The sequence below is a fragment of the Marinobacter confluentis genome (assembly GCF_004785685.1).
Lineage (GTDB): Bacteria > Pseudomonadota > Gammaproteobacteria > Pseudomonadales > Oleiphilaceae > Marinobacter > Marinobacter confluentis.
In genome coordinates this window covers 1-14540 of sequence record NZ_SRPF01000002.1, presented here as the reverse complement: position 1 = coordinate 14540, position 14540 = coordinate 1, and the positions used below count along the sequence as shown (strand labels likewise).

10 protein-coding genes are annotated in these 14540 nt (G+C 53.6%); 5 read left to right on the top strand and 5 right to left on the bottom strand.

All coding sequences use genetic code 11. From position 1 onward, the window contains the following. Window positions 1–690: 690 nt before the first annotated feature. From E5Q11_RS05650 to E5Q11_RS05635, 4 genes are read left to right on the top strand one after another with little or no spacing between them, the layout of a single operon-like run. Complete coding sequence (locus tag E5Q11_RS05650) at window positions 691–1542, top strand: hypothetical protein (protein WP_135802456.1); 852 nt, start codon at window positions 691–693, stop codon at window positions 1540–1542. Further along, window positions 1539–4532 (top strand): hypothetical protein, encoded by a 2994-nt coding sequence (locus E5Q11_RS05645; protein WP_135802455.1) that lies wholly within the window; start codon window positions 1539–1541, stop codon window positions 4530–4532. The genes E5Q11_RS05650 and E5Q11_RS05645 overlap by 4 nt, the downstream gene beginning before the upstream one ends. Beyond that, window positions 4529–5947: a hypothetical protein gene (locus E5Q11_RS05640; RefSeq protein WP_135802454.1), complete on the top strand. Its 1419-nt coding sequence runs from the start codon at window positions 4529–4531 to the stop codon at window positions 5945–5947. The genes E5Q11_RS05645 and E5Q11_RS05640 overlap by 4 nt, the downstream gene beginning before the upstream one ends. Further along, a complete protein-coding gene (locus E5Q11_RS05635; protein WP_135802453.1) occupies window positions 5944–6558 on the top strand; it encodes a condensin complex protein MksE in 615 nt (204 codons plus the stop codon). The genes E5Q11_RS05640 and E5Q11_RS05635 overlap by 4 nt, the downstream gene beginning before the upstream one ends. A 161-nt stretch (window positions 6559–6719) precedes the next feature. Here E5Q11_RS05635 and E5Q11_RS17765 read toward each other — a convergent pair whose 3' ends face one another. Further along, window positions 6720–9449 carry an ankyrin repeat domain-containing protein gene (locus E5Q11_RS17765; protein WP_168215619.1) on the bottom strand — a complete coding sequence of 910 codons (2730 nt, stop codon included), beginning with the start codon at window positions 9447–9449 and terminating at the stop codon, window positions 6720–6722. A 189-nt stretch (window positions 9450–9638) separates the two neighbouring features. Here E5Q11_RS17765 and E5Q11_RS05625 point away from each other — a divergent pair, with 189 nt between their 5' ends. Then, on the top strand, window positions 9639–10550 hold the full coding sequence (locus E5Q11_RS05625; RefSeq protein WP_135802452.1) for a viperin family antiviral radical SAM protein: 912 nt from the start codon (window positions 9639–9641) through the stop codon (window positions 10548–10550). Between the two features lie 383 nt (window positions 10551–10933). Here E5Q11_RS05625 and E5Q11_RS05620 read toward each other — a convergent pair whose 3' ends face one another. The 4 genes from E5Q11_RS05620 to E5Q11_RS05605 all read right to left on the bottom strand — a co-directional run. Beyond that, the gene (locus E5Q11_RS05620) at window positions 10934–11146 is read right to left on the bottom strand and encodes a helix-turn-helix transcriptional regulator (RefSeq protein ID WP_135802451.1); all 213 of its coding nucleotides are present in this window, start codon (window positions 11144–11146) and stop codon (window positions 10934–10936) included. A 105-nt stretch (window positions 11147–11251) separates the two neighbouring features. Continuing rightward, entirely contained in the window at window positions 11252–12400 is a 1149-nt protein-coding gene (locus E5Q11_RS05615; RefSeq protein ID WP_135802450.1) for a YagK/YfjJ domain-containing protein, read from the bottom strand. A gap of 452 nt (window positions 12401–12852) precedes the next feature. After that, on the bottom strand, window positions 12853–13326 hold the full coding sequence (locus E5Q11_RS05610; RefSeq protein WP_210426292.1) for an AlpA family phage regulatory protein: 474 nt from the start codon (window positions 13324–13326) through the stop codon (window positions 12853–12855). A gap of 83 nt (window positions 13327–13409) precedes the next feature. After that, on the bottom strand, window positions 13410–14540 hold a 1131-nt coding region (locus tag E5Q11_RS05605), incomplete at its 5' end, for a hypothetical protein (RefSeq protein WP_210426291.1).

Here is a 14540-nt window from a genome sequence, read left to right as displayed (position 1 = left end):
GAAGAGTATCTTCTTGTTCTGCAACGGCGTCTTCACCCTTCTGGTCAGCTTTTGTGACTTGTTCGATAAAGCCCTCCAGCCAGACCCACACGCCGCTGTACTTTAATGTTTCATGGCTACTCAGAGCAATTGGTCATTCTCCATCATCGGCAGCATTACTCTCCCAGGCACCGGTAGTCCCCGCCTGGCTTCAATGTAGCTGGAAAGGTTGGTTGAGATCTGCACATTACCACTCCTGGCGCTAATGCCGGGCTACACTCTGTATCTCCCGTTCTTGGGTGCCATCCGGATTGTTCCATCCTATTGAGATCTGATAGGTACGCTGGCGAATCTTGATTGGAATGTGAGCAAGTAGGTGATAGCTTTCATTCGGAGCCGGCGCAGGGAGCGGTGTTTTCTGCTCGGAATCTCATCCCACAAGCAGGTTGTGCTCGTTATCTTGCTCCATTCCGAAGTAAATGTTCAATGCGGTTGATTAGCCCTGGTTGGTGATGACGAACCTATTGTCCGCCTCAGCCTTTTTAAGGCGCATGGTCAGTTTCGCTTCAAGGGCTTCGCGTTTGCAGTGGCATGGTAATAAAGTCGGTAACAACATAATAGAGTTGGTAGCTTTCATGTGGCTAAGGTGCCTGATTAGAATATTCCCATAAATTAAGGTCTGGCATATCAGCAAACTTCGCAGGGGTAAAAATGGTGGCACGTCGCATTTCGCGGAGCCAGTTATTGGGCTACCTCGATAAACTATCTCGAGAAGAAGCCCTGCCTGAGCCTAGATTGCATCAGGCCGCAGACCAGTTCGCGCTGGACATCGACCAACTGCTTGCCAACGCCACTCGGTTGCATGTCCGTCGCGACCTGGTCAGATACCTGGGGGTGAATCAAGACCTCCTGGTACAGTGGCAACGTATGGCGGAGGAACGCCACGAAGTTCCCCGGATTGACCAGTCCAGCCTGGGCAACAGCCACGGCGCTCGCGTCAGCGGCGCCATGGTCACTGTCCGTAGTGCCCGCCAGCCACACCCTCAGGTTGTCATGGTGAACGATCAAGGCGAGATCAGCGCGCCGTTGGGGAGCAGCCCTGCCGCCCGGCTGGTCATCGTAGAGAACCTTGAGAACTTCCTGAGCCTTGACGGCACGTTGTCACTTCTTCCAGCCTGTGGGCTAAGTCCGGCCTGGCAGGACGCTGATATCCTCTACGGCAGTGGTAACAGCATCACGAACATTCTGCTTACCCCTTTTTTCCAGCAGTACCAGGAAATCGGCTGCCTGTTCGATCCGGACCCTGGTGGCATCCGCATGTGTGACACGCTTCACCAGCGCGGAGACCTCCCTCCGCTCTATTTTCTGGCACCAGCGGATCTTCGGGAGCGCCTGAGTGCTTCCACGCGAGAACTCACCATGAAACAGCGCCAGCAGTTAGCCACTCACATACGCCGTTCACCGCCCTGCGCTCATGTAGCTGGCCTGATCCGCACTACGGGTAAGCACCTCGAACAGGAAACCTACCTTCTACCCCTGCCAACTACGGAGGCCACCCGATGAATCTGGGCTTTGATACCTTTGATACCTTCCGCTTCAAGCAACTGGTCTTCGTCAACAGTGCGGCCTATGCCTACACCCAGATCCGTATCGATCAGCACACCGCGCTTTTCGGCGAGAACAACCTGGGCAAGACCTCCATGCTCAACGCCCTGAAGCTGTTCCTCCTGCCGGAGGTTAACTTCCGAAACTGCGGCAGCAAGTTCAACTTTCGGGGTACCAACGGCAATCTCTATGACGGGATGTCGAGCTTTCGCTACTACTTCCCGGAAGACCGCGCCTTCATCATACTTGAAGCCGAGAACCCCCACGGTGACTTCTGTATTGTCCTGCATCGTGGCGGTGCCACCGACAAGATGGAGTACGCCCGCCTGGTGGTGCCTTGTCCTTATGCGAGGCTCGAAGCGCTATTCTGGGATGTCGATGCTGGCGGGGACGGCGGAATCGGCGCTCCGGTCGAGAGCATGACCCTGCAGGGGGTGAAGACGGTACTGCGTGAGATGGACGGTGAGCCGCTGAGTGACCCGAAGACCATTCTAGAGCGCCTGTTCACCAATCAGCCCTATGACAAGAAGGCCGGACGTTACAGCCTGCTCCCCCTGCGCAATGGCGCCGGCAAGCGGGAGATGGATGCATGGCGCAAGCTCGTGCACCTCGCATTCGATATCTCCGCGTCGGACGAGCGCACCTTGCCGGATACCCTGGCTACCATCATCGAGGGCCAGAAGAGCCGGAAAGAAGAAGAATTGCAGCTCGACCTCAATGCTATCGTAGAAGAGGCACACCAGCTTCGTGAGGAAGGCGACCGCATCACTCGCATCCGCAACGCCTCCGACAGCTGGGAGAAGTTTGACGAGACGTTCCAGGATGAGACACAACTGCGCGGCCAGGCGGCCAAGGCCTATGCGGATCTTAATGAGAGCGTTGAGGTCGAGGAGGGACGCCTGCAGGAGGCGCTGGAGGAAGCCTCTCGGGCTCTCAACGAGGCCGAAAACCGCGCAGAGACCCTTGGTGGCATCAAGCGAGACACCAATAATTCGGTTACCAATACCGCTGCCGAGGTGAAGGCCACCGGCAAGCAGGTAGAGCGCCTACGCAAGGAAATTAATGCTGCGCACGCTACCCTGAACGAGTTCCCGGGCATGCCTCGCCAGGAAATTATAGAAAGCCTCGATGAGCACATCGCCGAACAGGCGAAAGACGTCAAGGGCTACAACGATAAGGCTGTGGCCCAACAGCAACACGCCGAAATCTGTGATCGGCTGGCCAGCAATGAACGCCAAGCCAAATGGCTGGATGAACAGCTCACCAATCGCACCCCAACCCTGCTGGACGACCTCACCGTAAGTGATGCCAGTATCCTGAACTCCCTGAACCGCTCACTGGGCACCACCCATGGAGTGCTCACCCGCGAGCAGAAACAAGCATTCGCTCAGTTCAGCCAGCAGTTCCGGTCGGAAGATGGCCACTTGGTGTTGGGCCACCACCAGGAGCCTATCGCACTACGTGATATTTCACACCAGGAATATGACGCCGAGAAGACCCGCCAGCATATGCAGGTCCAACTGGACGAACTGAAAGCGAGAAATGCCCAAGACAAAAAATATCGCGACAGGCTTCTTGAAGAGGCGACTATGGGCGCCGATGAAATAGCTCGGCGCCGCCAGCAGGCAGAGAAGGAAATCGACAAGGCTCAGAAGGACAAGAACGCGCTCAACGCCCTCGATGCCAATCTCCAGACGGAAGAGAGCCTGGATGGCGAGCTGCGCGAGAATGAAGAAAAACTGGAAGAGCAAAAGCGCCAGCACGACAAGGCTGATGAACAGTGGCGGGAAGCCGATGAGAACCGCAATAAAGCCCGGCAGGGCCATAAAACCCTTCAAGGCCAGGCACAGCAGGTACGCTTGATCCGGCAGCGCCTCGACCGCATCGGCAGGGATGCCAACAACGTCCTCGAAGGGCGCCACAAGGTGATCGAACCGACCCCTTGCGAGGTCAGCGAGGCCAATATCGAGGCCCTTGAGAAGAGTGTCGATGAGCTGAGTGCCCAGCGCAACAAGGTTCACGAACAGCTCCGTAAGCTGCTCACCATGAACATCCTGCCCAACGCCGACAGCCAGGCCCATCTCAGCTCTTTCACCAGTGATCAGGTGGCCGAGTTCCACGAGCAGCTCAAGGCGGTGTTCGACAACCTCGACACCCAAGAGGCGAACTACCGCCATCAGGTCGATCGCCACAACAAGACCACACACTCCCAGGTCGAGATCCTGCGCAGCGCCAAACAACTGGTGGCCGCCTTCATCAGCGGGATCAACGCTGAAATGGGACAGTTCTCGATCTCTGATCTGGAAGAGGTGCGGGTGGACTACAAGCTTCACCCACGCTTCGAACAGCTCCTTGCCGACCTTGAGAAGGCCGACCTCCTCAGCGACGAACTGCAGGACAACAAGGTCTACGAGCAGCTAAAGGCCTTCCAGGCCGACTTCTTTAACGCGGACGCCCGGCGCACAGGCATCCTGCTCAGTCTCGACAAGATCCTGGCCGGCGTGCATTACAAGTACCGCAAACGCGGCGAGGAAGGCTGGACGACGAATGCCCAGTCTAACGGCACGACCATGATGATCACGACCAACCTGCTCTCGGTGCTGATGTCGCGTCTGATGGACGGTGACGCCCAGGTGACCATGCCACTCGTCATGGACGAATTCGGCTCTCTGGCCACCCAAAACATGCGCACCGCTCGCCAGATAGCCGAGCAGCACGGCTACTGCCTGTTCGTGGCCAATCCCAACCGAGACTCGAAGATTACTCAGGTGCTCGGCAACTACGTCCACCTCGGCCTGTTCCACGCCACCCAGGCCTATGCAGAGAATCGCACTGTTGTGCACCATGGCCTCTGCGAGTCACTCTCCCGCAAAGGGACGCTCACCAGACGGGCGGCAGACACCCAGATTGAAGGAGCGCCCCTTTCGAAGGAGGAGGCTGATCTGTGAACATCAAGTCGCCATTCGTGCTCAAGCAGATCATCGAGCACCGTCAACTCTTTACACAGCTGGTGGCCTACATAGAAGAGCACGACGGGGATGTAGAGATCCCCTCCAGGCTCTACCGATCCATTGTGCGCCAGGCTATCCAGACGGAAGCAAACCAGGGCAATGACCGCGAACGTGAGCGCATCCGCTACACCCTCTCGGAAGACAACCTGTTGCGTGAGCGGCTGATCATCAGGAAAGATCCTGCTCGCGGCACACTGGTGTTGGCACCCTTCGTCGTCGACATGCTGCGCCACTTTGATATCGGGCGCATGCGAGGGTTGAGCCAGGCGGGGCTTGAGGATCTACGTGACGGCCTCAACCAGAGCCTGGCGGCCTTCCAGGAGCTGCCCATCGACCGGGAGAACGACGACTTCACAGATGAACTGCGCCTGCTCCGGCGTCGGATACAGGACACTCTCGGCAAGATGCAGGAAAGCATCGCGGCACTCGAAGCTCAAGGGAATCACTTGGCAGATCAAGTGGAGCAACAGGATGTAGGCAGCCTCGAAGGTGCGGCGGAAACCCGCAGGGCCTTAGAGAACATCAACCGCATCTACCAGCGATATATCCTGCCAGCCCTCGAATTCCTCGATCCCAAGACACGTTTCAAGAAAGGCGTCCCGGCGATCACTGCCATACGCCGCATTGCCAAGCTGGCGGGAGAAAGCGACCAACCAGCGCTTAATGAGGAGATGCAGCTCTCAGCCAACGCCATCCAGAGCTACGTTAAGGACATCGACTCTCTGCGCCTTTCACTTGAACGCTATGTCCGCCAGGACCGGCAGCAGCGCCAGCAATACGACGCCGTTGAGCGAGCCTTCAATGCTATCCGGCTCGCCACAGAGGAACGCCACGATGATAGCTTCCGCAATCTGTACATTCCCGTTCGTCACGTCGCCATCCAGTCACCTGGCACCTTCGCGGGAATTAAGCGGATGCGCTTTGCACGCCTGGAATGGCACGACATCGACCACCGGGCCGATATTGAGGAGTTCACAGATCGACGCATTGAGGAACTACGCAGCCAGCTCGATAAAGCCGGCTCTGTTGCGGTAGACCCGGCGCGAGCGAGGCGCTCAGAGGCCGAGCTGCAAGAACAGTTACGCCAACACGAGATCCAGGCGCTACTCGAAACGTGGACGATCCCGGATGATTGCCAAGACCTTCATGCCTCTCTTCACGAATACTTAGGGAGTCACCTTGATGACTACACCCTCAACGACCTTCTCGAAGCCCTGGACTGGATAATGGCTCTCCCGGATTTCAAGTTCCATGCCCGCTTCCAACACCTCGAAATTGCCCACGGCGAGTTGGCATTGTCATACCACCCCCTTATTCCCCGGGAAGCCCCCGCCATGGAGATTACCGCATGAACGACACCCCCCTAATCCAAGAAATACATCCTGGCCGCCCGGTTGTCAATCGTCGCTTAAGTCAGGAGGCTTTCCGAAAACTGACTGCGGGCCAGGTCATCAACCAGACCCAGTATGTGAATGGGCAGGTAGAGCCCAACCCTCTGTTCGGCGAACTCTTTAAGGAGCGGGATCGCTACTACGTCGAGGCTTACGCCAACATGGGAATGGAACTGGTGCAGCGCCCCGGCTTCTTCTACGTTCGCTCTCTCTCTGAGACCCAGAACGATGATGACACCAGGGATCATGAAAGTACTGGCGCCATCCGCCAGGTTCAGGGGGTGCTACTGGTGCTGGGTCGCGGCGTGCTTGAGAAGGGGTTCATGTTCGAAGCCCTGACGCTACCTGATGCCGGCATCTCTCGGGAAATCCTCGAAAACATCGGTAACGATCCGATCTTTAACCAGATTCTCAAGGCATGCAAGATGGATCAACCGCTCCCAGAGGCAGTAAAGGTGGCTCTGGTGGATCGAGACATCGCCTACTTCAATGTAAAAGGGAATCTGGTGCTTGCCGAATCCGGGAAGGCGTTCTTCGATGACCTCTTCATCGAATATCAGTCTGGTGAATAGGCATCAGAGGGATGCTCTCCGGATGAATGCAGCTGAATCGACGATGGCTCGGCAGCGTAATTACTCCGAGCATTTAAGGTCTGGATTGCGGATTAGGGCGAAATTTATACCTGGCCGATGGGTTTTAACCGGCCAGGTATGGTTTCGTTGGAAGCAGTGGTTCAATTAATCACAGGGGCGTTTTCCAGAGAGCTAATGAGCCCCTGCAAGTCCTTTGCATAAACCGGTCTTCGCTTCTGGTTCTCCAGTTCTTGGTTGAGATAGGCGAGGGCATCTGGTTCTTCACACAACTTTTCGGCGAGCTCCAAGGGGGTCATGTCATGCGAGTCTCGTCGCCATGCAAGTTGCGGTGATAGCTCAATAAGCCGATCAATTGCATAGCCATTTCCTGACCAAGCTGCAGTATGCATGGGTGAGCGCCCGTCCACAGTTTTTAAATCCGTAGTGCATGGGTGGTTCAATAATGCATCGATGGTTTCTTTGTCGTGCGATTTCACGGCAGCATGCAGTGCAGATCTACCTTCAAAATCCTTAAGATCAGGGTCCGCACCAGCGTCGAGGAAGGATTGAACCAATTCTGCATCACCCGCCTCAGCAACCAGCATCAGGGGAGTCTGCCCCTTGAAATCAGCGTAATTCAACTGCTTTTCAACCTTGCTCGCGAGCAATTTGATTGCCTGTCTCCAGGTTGTTGTTACCGTTTCCACTCGTTGCAGCTCTGATTCGAACTCTGCCGGGGCGATACGCCGTAATTTGGGGAGTTGATCAGTGAAATGGGATCGGAGCTTGATCCACAGCATCAGAACCGAATCTCCGGTAACGCATTTCAAGCTATTGCTGAATTTGCGGGAGTTATCCTTAATCCAGTTTTCCAGTCCGGGTAAGTCGCCAGACATGATGAGACCAAAGGAGTCCTTCAAGGCTTGCTCGGAGACGGGCTTCATGGGTTCAATGCCGGGATAGGGGCTGTATAGCTGATGCCAGAAATAATCGGCGGCTTCCCGTGCTGAATCATAGATGTCTAACACCTGACGATTGTTGAAGACGCCCCAACCAAGCATAGCCCGATAGTATCTTTCGTGGTTATTTGGGAATAGCTTTTGGTTCGCGACTTCAGTGGCGAGGCAATCCAAGGCGATCTCACCCTTGAGAGTTCCGAACGCCTTCTCGTTCGACGCCTCAAAAGCTTGGTGGAAGCTCTTTGACGCATTGTTGATGTCGTTCATGGCCAGATGGTGTTTGGCCTCAAAGTGAAGCAACAGTGCCCGCCAATTCTCATAGGCAGAATTTTGCTTTGCTTCATCCAAAAGTGATTCGACCCGGGTAGACGAATCGTTTGGCAACCTAATCTTGCCCTGGCCACCGAGGTAGTTGCTAAGCTCAAGCAATATCGGCTGAATCTTCTGTTCGGGAGTGTCTGCTAGTTCCTTCATTCTCGAGGTCGCAGCCCATCTCGCCTCTGGTGAAAGTCCCGCGAAGTTTGCTACTTGCGCCATGACAGCGAAACGGTTTTCCTTTTGAAAAGTCCGCCAGGGTGAGGCAGTTCTAGCCCTCTTTATGAGGCCTCGAGCTGCTTTTGCTTCCTCTGCGTGGTTCCTCAGCAGCTCTTCACGCGAACGAACTATCTGCGCGTGAGTCGACGCGTCACTGCCAACGATGTCTGTCAGTTCATCGCCAGGCCTTGATAAAGAGAACAGCTGGGTCAGCAATCCCGCCAATTCGAGATTCCCGGTCTTACGTTTTGACGGAAGGATGGACAGGTAAAGAGTGTTTGCGTCCCCGGGTTCAAGCTGCCTTTCGAACCAGGCATTTTCTGCCGCCTCGCCAGAACTTCGGAAGTTGCGCCAAGCCTCGATCGTGAGATTGTAGATATGCTTGTAGCTCGCAAGAATTTGCAGCAGTTTGTTCTGCTCGAAGTCAGAACATAACTTATCGACACCGGGGCAGAGCTTTTTCAAGAGTCTGTCGTAACCGTCTTGCATCAACCTAGCGAAAAGCAGGCGTTGGCGGATGATCTTAGCAGTTGGTTTCTGGTAGCGGTCTGCGACCAGACGTACCAAAAGTTCCTTTTCAGATTCCGTTGCTTGACCATCGATTATTCGCTTTACATCGTTATCGTTGCCCATTGCAAGCTCTCGCCTGAGAGAATCCTTGTTATCATCCAATTCTCTACTCTTCAAAAAGGCCACTGCGGCGTCGAACTGGTGCGCAGCAGGCTGGGCTTCGTCGATTTCAAATGTGCCTTCGAAGGGAATGGCCAAGTCGTCAGGAAAAAACTGATAAATCTTGTCGTGGTAGGGAAGGGTGCCGTTTCGCCAGTTGTACAAGGTTCTGGTGAAGGTGTCGAAATCATCTTGACCTTTACCGCTTTTAGCCCCAGCTCTCGCCAGGGAAAGGCGCTCAATCGAACCACCAGCTAAATCCGCCAGCCAATCGACAACCTGCTTTACAGGAAGATCTATTTCCATTCCCTCAGACGTTGTGCGCGGTTCTGGGAGATACCAAAAGCTTCCCCGAGGCATGCCCTGATCTAAATTGCCGTGTAGGTTCCAGAAGGCTGTGTGGCGGGCAATACCGGGCATAAAGAAGTGTCCCAACAATACCCAGAGGACCTGTTCTTCATCGGCCTGAAATGTCCATGTATTGCATTCCAGCCCCTTGAGGGCATTGCCGAGTTCCGTCAGGTTGGTCATGAAATCTGCGCGCGCTTGCCCGTCAAGTTCGAGCTCATCGAATATCTCACGAAGGATCCGCTCGCCCATTACCGTGTGCTCTGCAAGGCGCATGCTTCCGGTACTAAATTTTCTTTTGATCTTCGTCTGATCCTGCTTGAGCCCCAAGCTTTGATGGATTTCCATCAATGCGGTCTCAATCGAAGGGAAGGTAGCCATATATTTCTCCTTGGTTAGTGATGGCCCCATCCTTGTCGAAATTGGTAGCGCTTTCACTGAAAAGTGGCGTACCCCCCCCGTTATTTATTTGACCTCGGTTCAGTGAGAAGAGGGGGGTACGGCGGATTTCATACTGGGAAGATCTGATGCCTGACACTCTGGCTCCTCGATCAACCGATAGGAGCTTTTATGAGTCTAACCTCACATCCCGTGCCCGTTGTCGTCAATTGGCATCTAACAGAGGCCTGCAACTTTTCATGCCGATATTGTTATGCCCATTGGGAGCGCGCTGAAAGCGTAAAGGACTTGATCAGAGAGGAACACAAGGTTCGTGCCTTGGTGACAGAGCTTGGACGATTCTTCCGTTCTGATGGCGCCGCCAGAAAGTTTGGGTTCCAAGGTGTCAATCCACGTTTGAACATCGCAGGTGGGGAGCCCTTGCTCTTCCCTTCAGCAGTCCAGACAGCTGTGCATCAGGCGCGCCGGCTTGGTATTCGGGCATCTTTGATTACTAACGGCTCCTTTTTGACCGAGGAGCTATGCGAATTACTAGCGCCCGGCCTCGATATGCTCGGGGTTAGTATCGACTCTGGGAACGTCGACACCAACAACCTAATCGGGAGAGTTGATAGTCACGGCCGGCTCCTGAACCTGGACTCCCTCAGCAGCTCCTTTGCGCTTCTCAGGCGTTGCAATCCTGTATTAGCGGTGAAACTGAATACCGTGGTTAATCGACTGAACTGGAAGGATGACCTATCGAGTGTTGTTGACTTAATACAGCCCGAGAAATGGAAAATTCTCAGGGCGCTGCCGGTAGTTGATCAATCAACTAGCGTTACCGATGTCCAGTTCCAGGCCTTCGTTGCGCGGCATTCGGCTTATCGATCAATCGCAGTGGTTGAGGACAACCAGGACATGCAGGAGTCCTACATCATGGTTGATCCTCAGGGCCGCTTTTTCCAGAACTCCCCATGTTCCGAGGGGTATCAGTACAGTCAGCCTATTCTGGAGGTTGGCGCTGAAAAAGCGTTTGAGCAGGTTAACTTCAATCCTGAGCGGTTTCTCTCACGGTATTCGAAGGAAGCCCGGGGCATCGAATGAAGTTCTCTTCGGATAAGGATATTAATCGGTATGCGAAACACCTGGTTCGTGATGGATGGAGATTCAAGCAGGGTAAAAAGCATGGCAAGTTGCTTGCACCGGGATCTCAGGCGATGGTGGTGGTTCCTTCTACGCCCAGTAAAAGAAGGTCTCTGCAGGAGATGGTGTCCACTGTGAGCAGAATAAAGCGCCGAAGCTAGAGGTGCTCAGGAGTCCGGATCCACATTCTTGTTATTGGCGTTGTCAGCTGGGTGGAAGGTGGTACCGTTTGCACGTTGACTCCGACTGCAAACAACTAAGAGGGAATCAAGCCGCCGGCTTAAAACCGGCGGCTTTGGGTTCCACCAGGATCCACCGAGGTCTATGGTAGACACTTAATAATATCAGAGGCTCCAGCCTCTGGTTGTTCCATGGGTCATATCACGTTCGATTTGCCTTTCCAGCAGCCATTCGTGTACCTCAGAATCAATCCAGCCTACGGCTTTGCCGCCAAGGTAGATGGGCCGTGGAAACGTGCCTGCATCAACATATTTGTACAGCGTGGACCTGGCCAGTCCGGTTTTATCTTGCACGTCCGCCAGTCTGAGCACTCTCATAGATCTTCCTCCTGCAATTGCTCAGAGTATTTGTCGGAGAGTTTAAACAGTCATGCCGGGCGTCGGCTCAGTGTCCACATTAGGCTGGGCGTTATCGACGTTGAATCAGAGATCAGTATCGCCGTAATTGAAAGGCGTGCTCTGATACAGGCGAGGCCGCCCACGACGCGGTCCGTCATGACTGCTCGGTTTATGGCTAGTCTGAAAGGTCCTGTCTTTAACCAACATGGCTGCGTACTCGTCGACCTTTGTCAGATACTTCGCTATCTCGAAAAGCCCACGCTTTTTCTGGAATTGGTGGTAGTCAATACATCCCATGGCGTTGTAGTGGTAGCGGCGCTCAGCATCGAGGTTGCAGTTGTAGTAAAGACCCTGATTACCGGTGATGGTTTGCTGCCATAGCTCCCCGATGAGGCGGGCTTGAGTAACGTCCTCTCGGCACTGATGACCGTCAAAGAAAAATATGAAATGGTAGTGGAACCCCTTCTTAGGTTGCCACTCCAGCTTCCAGGCGTGGCCCAGCAGGCATCTGAACAGGTCGTGAGTGTAAAAATTACGGCAGAATTGCTCCCGGTGGTGCCGTGCCGTCTCGTAGTCAATGTAGGGGCTGTCGAATTCTCTATACCCCAGGTCTACCCGAACAACCATAAGGCGGCTGTGGCACTCAAAAAGCGCCTCCATCAGATCACATAGACGCTGGTAATTGTTTCGGCTGTTCCGGCGATTCCGATTACACTCGCGGGTAAAGTCCTGCCGAATCATGCTCTGATACCAGGCTTCCAGTCGTTGGTTGAGATCGCTTACAACTTGTTCTGCAGCCTGAGAGTTCAATGATGGTGGTTGGTAGAATCCTGCCTCGTGGAGGTACGCACTCTGGCCAAAGGCTCTAAGAAAGCAGGTCGCGTGGGGACTGGGTCGATAATAGCGACCAATATTTTCCTCATGAAACATAACCACTAACACGGTGAAAACAGCAGTCAGCGTCTCTAACAGCGGATCTGGGGCCAATACAACTGTCTCTGCACCGAAGGCCTCTGGCTGAATCAGTCGCTGGTGATCAAGGAAATGGCGCGCATTGGCCATAGCTTTTAGCTGTTGGTCGACCCAAATCAGATCGTTGCGCCAGTGGTAATCTGAGGGCATCGTGATTGGCTGGCCTGCTGGATTCGTCATGATTTCACCGCAGTGTAATCCGCCCAACCAATCCATCATCTCTTCGTCGGTTGGGGTATCGTGGTATGTGTGATGGTCCATTGTCATTCTCCAGGTTAGATGGTCTGAGCTTTGCGCTCGTACCATTACCCCGGCATGTAAAAAGTGATCTGTCCTCCTGAATGTAATTCGGTCAAGTCCCTTTTGATGCTCATTTGAATTGCTGAATGCGGTTCATTGCCACCTGGATGTAAAGCATTGCTTTAAGGTGATGATTCTCTCGATATCTCTGTAATCACTCCCAGTACCGCAATGGGCTTTCACTGGGTGAGCCCATCTCCTCTTTGCTACTGTATCCACTGATAAGGCGTACTGCTGTTAGTCAATAACATACAAACCCAAAAGCGGATGTTTTCCTTCGTAAGGAAAGTTGCGAGCGCTGGATGCGGAATGTCGGCCACAGCTGGAGGATAGATAGATCGGTTGCAAAAAGAATTAGTGTTGGTAGCGGGGCTAGTCAGAGGCGTTACTGATACTGGTATATTGCGTATGGGTCAGGCAGCTTCGGATTGCGCTTCAGGTTCATCGAGGGACTCATCGCTACTCTCTTCAGCACAGCAAGCCAGCCAATACTCGATTTCGGCCCGCAGCCAGCCGACCGAGGCACCTACCAGTGATACCGGAAGCGGAAACTCTCTTTCGTGAATGTATTTGTACACCGTCGCCCGGGCCAAGCCCGTTAACTCAATAACTTGCTTGATTCTGAGGATCTGTAGGTCCGTTTGACAGATATTGCCTTTTCCAATGGTGACGGCCCATGAGGTAGTGTGCTCTGCGTTGTCAGGGACGGAATCACGTTCGCGCACTCGTTCAACGATCCATTGGTCTATTCGTTTTGTTGTCCAGCCAACTGACATACCACCAAGCGTTATGGGACGGGGAAATAGGCCTTGGCCTGAAAACTTATAAATTGATGAGCGGCCAAGGCCTGTCGTTTGAATAACGTCTCTGAGCCTGAGGATTTGCATGATTGATCTCCTGACCTGTTGGTTCAGAAGATCTGTTGAGCACTGTACAAACTAACAGAGCGACTCTAGCTGGATGCGAGCCTTTAGCTTTCAGAGCCGGCCTCGGGGGTAAGTTCATTGGTGTTAACATTCGATTGCTTACTCTCGTTGCTACGGGACTCAGGAGGGTAGACTACTGCGATCAGAACACGAAAGTTCGATCCACGGGGCGCTGGCACCAGTTCGAATGAGACTACCGGGGAAAATTTACCTCCCATTGTTGGCAGGTTCGCCAGTATGTCACTTGCCAAAAAGCTCGCAATCCTAAAAACAGCTCTCAGAAGCATTTGCCGGTTCTCTTTTAGAGGGAAGCCTGGAGATCTAAACGGCTGAAAGCGAGCAGGCAACAATTCTCGATATAATGTCCTTAGCTGACCGATGGTCGGCGATTTTCTAGATTCTCCCGGAATTGCAGCCATACGTGAAAAGGCTATTTCGCGAGCAACTCGATCCACTACTGTCTGAAATGCTAACAGCAGTCCGGGATTCGTGACTTCCTTAAAAAAGTCTTTCACCAATGCGAGATCGAAATTCGGCATGTCCACTAAATGCTCAACATGCAATTTGACTGTTGCGAGTTTGAGGGCTTTTTGATCGCTCAATTGCTTCCCAGATTTCCTGGCGTGTTCACGTCTTACGACCCTTGATTGCCTTTTGATGTTGAAAAGCGCACGGGCGGCATCGCCAGAATCGAGAGTCACTAGAGTCTTTTGGATGATCGTTGAAGGAATCGGCAGCTTGAACAACCCATGACTCAGGTCTAGCCAATAAGACGTAGTCGTTCTCCCCAATATTTGCCTCCCCGTGACGCCGGGTACTGTAGCAAGTATCAACCCCATTTTTTTCAGCTTGCTGATCTGGAGGTTTATCCTTTGGGCTGTCATCCCGGTGTAGGTCATCAGCTTAGTCGAGCCAAGGCCGTGGACTGCTCCACACTCATTGGCTGAACTGAGCAGAGCGATAAGAAACACAATGTTTGACGGAGAGAGGATAGGAGCATCAGCGCCGAGGTTTGAGGTGCGGTGCGATAGGAGGGCCCGGATCGATACAATATTGTAACCATCCCCTAAAATCGGTGCATGCGTAATTAGAGTTCTCCGGCCTACAATGAGACAAACGGAGAGCGACATGAAAAAGTCACGGTACAGCGAGTCCCAGATCGTCAAGATCCTGAA

Coding starts and splice junctions, on each gene's coding strand:
- E5Q11_RS05620 (WP_135802451.1), bottom strand. CDS start 11,146: ATGAGAGTGCTCAGACTGGCGGACGTGCAAGATAAAACCGGACTGGCC.
- E5Q11_RS05635 (WP_135802453.1), top strand. CDS start 5,944: ATGAACGACACCCCCCTAATCCAAGAAATACATCCTGGCCGCCCGGTT.
- E5Q11_RS05610 (WP_210426292.1), bottom strand. CDS start 13,326: ATGCAAATCCTCAGGCTCAGAGACGTTATTCAAACGACAGGCCTTGGC.
- E5Q11_RS05650 (WP_135802456.1), top strand. CDS start 691: ATGGTGGCACGTCGCATTTCGCGGAGCCAGTTATTGGGCTACCTCGAT.
- E5Q11_RS05645 (WP_135802455.1), top strand. CDS start 1,539: ATGAATCTGGGCTTTGATACCTTTGATACCTTCCGCTTCAAGCAACTG.
- E5Q11_RS05615 (WP_135802450.1), bottom strand. CDS start 12,400: ATGGACCATCACACATACCACGATACCCCAACCGACGAAGAGATGATG.
- E5Q11_RS05625 (WP_135802452.1), top strand. CDS start 9,639: ATGAGTCTAACCTCACATCCCGTGCCCGTTGTCGTCAATTGGCATCTA.
- E5Q11_RS17765 (WP_168215619.1), bottom strand. CDS start 9,449: ATGGCTACCTTCCCTTCGATTGAGACCGCATTGATGGAAATCCATCAA.